Below are 4,252 nucleotides of genomic sequence, written 5' to 3'. Positions count from 1 at the left end.
GTGTGGGAGCTACTATCATGTAATTGGCTATAATTGTTATAACGAGGTTTTAAAACACTACCACTAAACGGAACAAAATGCTACCACCCTTTTGTGTTGTTGATCTGCTGCTGGTTCCAGAGGGTTGATATTTGGAGGATTCCGGTGGAAGTTTTCCTGTTCAATTTTCGATTTAAAACAAGCGGCTAAACTGGAGCATATTGCCCCCCTTTTGATTAATTTCCGGTATGGTGTTCGCGATCCGGATAACAAAAAAGGCACCAACAGATGTCAGCGCCTTTTCTTCACGATAGTTTAGACGGTTTCTTTTACCCTGGTCCCTCATTTTCACCTTTGTTTTCAGCATATTCTTTTTGCAGGAGTTCACCCTGGTATTTGCGGTAGCTGGGACCTTTGATCCGGACAATGACCGAGTGATGGAAGATCCGGTCGAGGATGGCAGATGTTGAGATCGGGTCCCCGAGGAACTCAGGCCAGTCGGGCTCCTCGATATTCGTGGTAAAGATTAGCGGCTTGTTATCCTTGTACCTTTGGTCGATCACCTTGAAGAGCAGATGTGCCTCTTTAACCACCTGCAGCTCCAGCCGGTCATGGCCCATCTCATCGATCAGCAGGAGTTCCGGATTGATATACTTTCTGATTCTTTTATCCAGTGTCTTTTCATACACCCCGGCATTCAGATCATTGATCAGCTCACTGCAGGTGGTGTAATACGTTTTATATCCACGCTGACAGGCATTCAGGGCCAGGCTTCGTGCGAGTCGCGATTTCCCGGTCCCGTTATCCCCTACGAAAAGGATCGATTGCTGCCTCTCCATAAAACTGAGAGAAGCCAGATCCATGATAAGTCTCCGGTCCAGCTTGGGCTGGAAGTCAAAATCAAAGCCGGCGAGCATGGCCAGCGGCTGAGGCAAGCGGCTGTTTTTAACCAGGTATTCCGTGCGTCTCTGCTGCCTGGCTGCAGCCTCTGCCTGAACGATTCCACTGATAAACTCGAAGTACCCAAGGGTGTCCTTACCTGCCTTATCCACGATTTGCGGGTACTCTTCGGCCAGAAGGTTAAGTCCCAGGTAGTGGCAGTTATCGGTAAACTGCTTCGTCTGCCCTTGGGGATGGGTTGTTTTCTTAGTGCTCATCATCGTTGCTGTTTTGGGGTTTAAAGGTTAATTTGATGGGGTAGCGAGGTTCGGAGTTGTTTTCCAGGAACCGCTCGATAGTTCCTGCTTCGTAGACCTTGTATTGCTGTGCCCGGCGGACAGCTATCAGGATGTCATCCACCCGGTAGTTCACCTTCAGGGCCAGCAGCCGTCTCAGGTGATGACCCCAGGACGTGGGCTTGTGCCGCTTGAGGTGCCCGATATACCCGCTCATTTCCGGACCCAGGTCCTGCAACCGGGTGACCACATCCGACAGGGCAAAATCGATCTTCCGCCTGGTTTGCTGAGGTACTCCTACATACCGCTCCTTCTGGCCCTGTTTGGCCAGCGGAAGGGTTACCAGCGGCTCTCCATCGGGTGAGTATACCACCAGTTGCTCCTCTGTGACGCGCACCGGGCATAACTCGTACATATATTTCTGCGGTACCACATATTGATACCCCTTCCACTGCACGCACGACTCCTGGTTAACCACCAGGTGGGTCAGCACCGAGGTGTCATAATGATTGGCCGGGAGAACCTGTAAAAAGGGATGCTCTTCCAGGTACAGATCAATCGGCCGCCTGCGGGTGGTGCCATGTTCGCGTAGATCATTTACCTCGGTCAGCCATAGGCGCAGTTGCGCTTTCAGGTCTTCCCGGTCTTTGAACTCCCGGCCATTTAAAAAGCTGCGTTCCAGATAGTAAAAAGGCCGCTCTACTTTCAGGTTCTCAGTGGGCTTTCCCGGGGTGATCGTCAGGGGACGATATAAATAATGGCTCGCAAAATCGAGATATTTCCTATTAAAAACCGGCTGGCCCATCTCCCAGCGGTCCACACACGCTTTCTGGTTATCGCTTTTGATCTCCCGGGGTACTCCGTCCAGGTAGATAAAGGATGCGATCAGTTCACCAAACAAGGTCTTCTGCGTTTTGTCATCCACCACGTTGATATACTGACGGCGTGAGTAGCACAGGATATAACTGAAAAAGGTGACCTGTTCCCTGTGGCCGGTACCGGTAAACGTGATCTGGTAATCGCTCCAGTCGTGAGCACCCCGCTGGCCCGGATCCGTTTCCACCATCCGTACCGGCGATTTTGGACCTACCCGCCGGATGCTATTCAGGTACTGGCGAACAATGGTGACCTCTCCGCCAAAAGCCTTTTCCTTCAAGTGCTCATACACCCGCTGACCGGTGATGTCAGGATATTTGTCCAGCAACTCACCAATATAATCCTGGTAAGGACCCAGCTTGCCCGGACGTCTCTTTTTTACACTGATGATCTCCCTGGGGGTGGTATCACGTGAAGCAGAGTTGGATACCAGCAAGCGGTGGACGCGATCGCGGGATATTCTAAACTCCCGTGATAACCGTCGGATAGGCCAACCTTCGCCAAAAAGGGTGACCACCTTGTTTTCTAAACTTTCATCTTTCATTCGCGTGTTGTTCTGTTTGATGGATTTATACAGGGTTGATTTTCCCGGTCAGCTGCCGGGCATAACCAGCTGCCTTCCTTAGAAACGGGGTGATAATGACTTTCTCGGATTCATTTATCCTGCCCTGAGGCTTATCCTCCAATAGTGGCAAAAGTTGCTCCAGACCACTGAGAACCTCCACGATGGATCGCATCAGATCATTGCCATAGCCGGAGAGCCGCCCATCATATACTTCTTCTGATTCTTCTGAGTACGGCTCTGTACGCTCAATGACTTGCTCCGGATGAGCGAGAATATCCCGCTGCCCGTCTTCGTCTTTGGCCTTCAGAAAAGCATCTGCCAGGGCGTTGCTCTGGCGGCTGGTCAGATGGTAGCTGGTCATCACCCGGGCCACTTCCCCCTGGTTGCCGCGCGGCAACCGGATCAGCGCGCGCGCATGGCTGCTCGTCAGCGTGCCCATCCGGATCTCAGCGCTGACCTCCTCGTTCATCTTGTCAACCAGTGCCAACCGCCGGCTGACCCACGAACGGCTGTAACCAATCAGCCTGGCCAGACGCCGCTGATCCATCTCGTGCGTCTCCAGAAGATCTTTTAGCACCAGGGCTTCTTCCCATACCTCCATGGATTGATGGGGACGGTTGTAACTTAACAGCAGAACCTTGGCCTGCGAGAGATCAACCTCCAGCAGATGACACTGCAGCGTCTCCATCATCAGGTCCTCCGAGGCATACAGCCTCTTGAAGCCATCGATCAGCTGGATCCCTCCTGCATGCACCCTGGCCACAACAGCCTGCAACTGACCATGCACGCGCATAGACTTCTCCACCTGCAGGATCCGGTCCATATTCGTAATCCGCATCTCTGACAGAGAAAGGTCAAATTCTCTTAATGGGATCTCTTCGATTCTAGGGTTCACCGATACTGATTTTAGTGCCGGTAAATGTAACCGGCTAAAAAAACCGGTGCAATTGCGTTCCTATTTACAATCAAACACTGTTTTGACTAAACATCATCGCTTATCCCCGTTATTACTACTCTGCGGCCATTAACGCGTTCCTATTTACAATCATTTTCCCTTTTACCCTAAATAGCCCATAAGCCCCGTCAATACTGGGACGTATAGATAACGCGTTCCTATTTACAATCATGTTTTTTTTAATTTTTGTTAGCGTGTAGGCCCCATCTTCCCTGGGTTGCAGAAGTAACGCGTCCGTCTTTACAATCATGGAAGATTGCTCCTTTTTACGCTTTTTGTTACGTCCCCTTTGTAGCTCACGATTACGCATGACATACTCCGGATGAGTCTCGCGATAATCCCTTTGATATTGATCAGCTCTGAATTTCTTGCGCCAAACCTTCTGGCTGGCCTGGCTCTTTTTCTGATATTCCCTGTTCTTCTTGTATTGTCTTTCTTTCCAGGTACGCATCCTGGATTGTTGGCACTCTTTTCCGGAACAATACTTCTGATTCTTTATTCTTGGATTCTGTGGTACTTTTTTCCCACAATGAAGGCAGGTAATCGTGATTATCATGACCGTAATCTTTCAGGTCAAGAAAGATCACGGTTTTATTCTATGCAAAGAAGGTGGTAGCGTTTTTCGCCGGTGGGTGGTAGTGTTTTATACCGTTGGGTGGTATCGTTTTACACCCTTGTTAAAAGTTAGATTCACTGAAGAGC

The 4,252-nt window shown here is 50.3% G+C and carries 4 protein-coding genes; all 4 read right to left on the bottom strand.

All coding sequences use genetic code 11. From position 1 onward, the window contains the following. Positions 1 to 308: 308 nt before the first annotated feature. The 4 genes from istB to WC980_10795 all read right to left on the bottom strand — a co-directional run bounded on the left by istB (position 309) and on the right by WC980_10795 (position 4,106). Entirely contained in the window at positions 309 to 1,136 is an 828-nt protein-coding gene (istB, locus tag WC980_10810) for an IS21-like element helper ATPase IstB (protein MFA5795541.1), read from the bottom strand. Beyond that, positions 1,126 to 2,574 (bottom strand): IS21 family transposase, encoded by a 1,449-nt coding sequence (istA, locus tag WC980_10805; GenBank protein MFA5795540.1) that lies wholly within the window; start codon positions 2,572 to 2,574, stop codon positions 1,126 to 1,128. Before istA ends, istB begins: the two co-directional genes overlap by 11 nt. A gap of 25 nt (positions 2,575 to 2,599) precedes the next feature. Then, positions 2,600 to 3,433, bottom strand: a complete 834-nt coding sequence (locus WC980_10800; GenBank protein ID MFA5795539.1) for a ParB/RepB/Spo0J family partition protein — start codon at positions 3,431 to 3,433, stop codon at positions 2,600 to 2,602. Between the two features lie 172 nt (positions 3,434 to 3,605). After that, positions 3,606 to 4,106 (bottom strand): hypothetical protein, encoded by a 501-nt coding sequence (locus tag WC980_10795; protein ID MFA5795538.1) that lies wholly within the window; start codon positions 4,104 to 4,106, stop codon positions 3,606 to 3,608. Positions 4,107 to 4,252 lie beyond the last annotated feature (146 nt).

Source organism: Candidatus Brocadiia bacterium (assembly GCA_041658285.1).
Taxonomy (GTDB): Bacteria; Planctomycetota; MHYJ01; order JACQXL01; family JACQXL01; genus JBBAAP01.
This window is presented reverse-complemented; position numbering and strand designations above follow the sequence as displayed.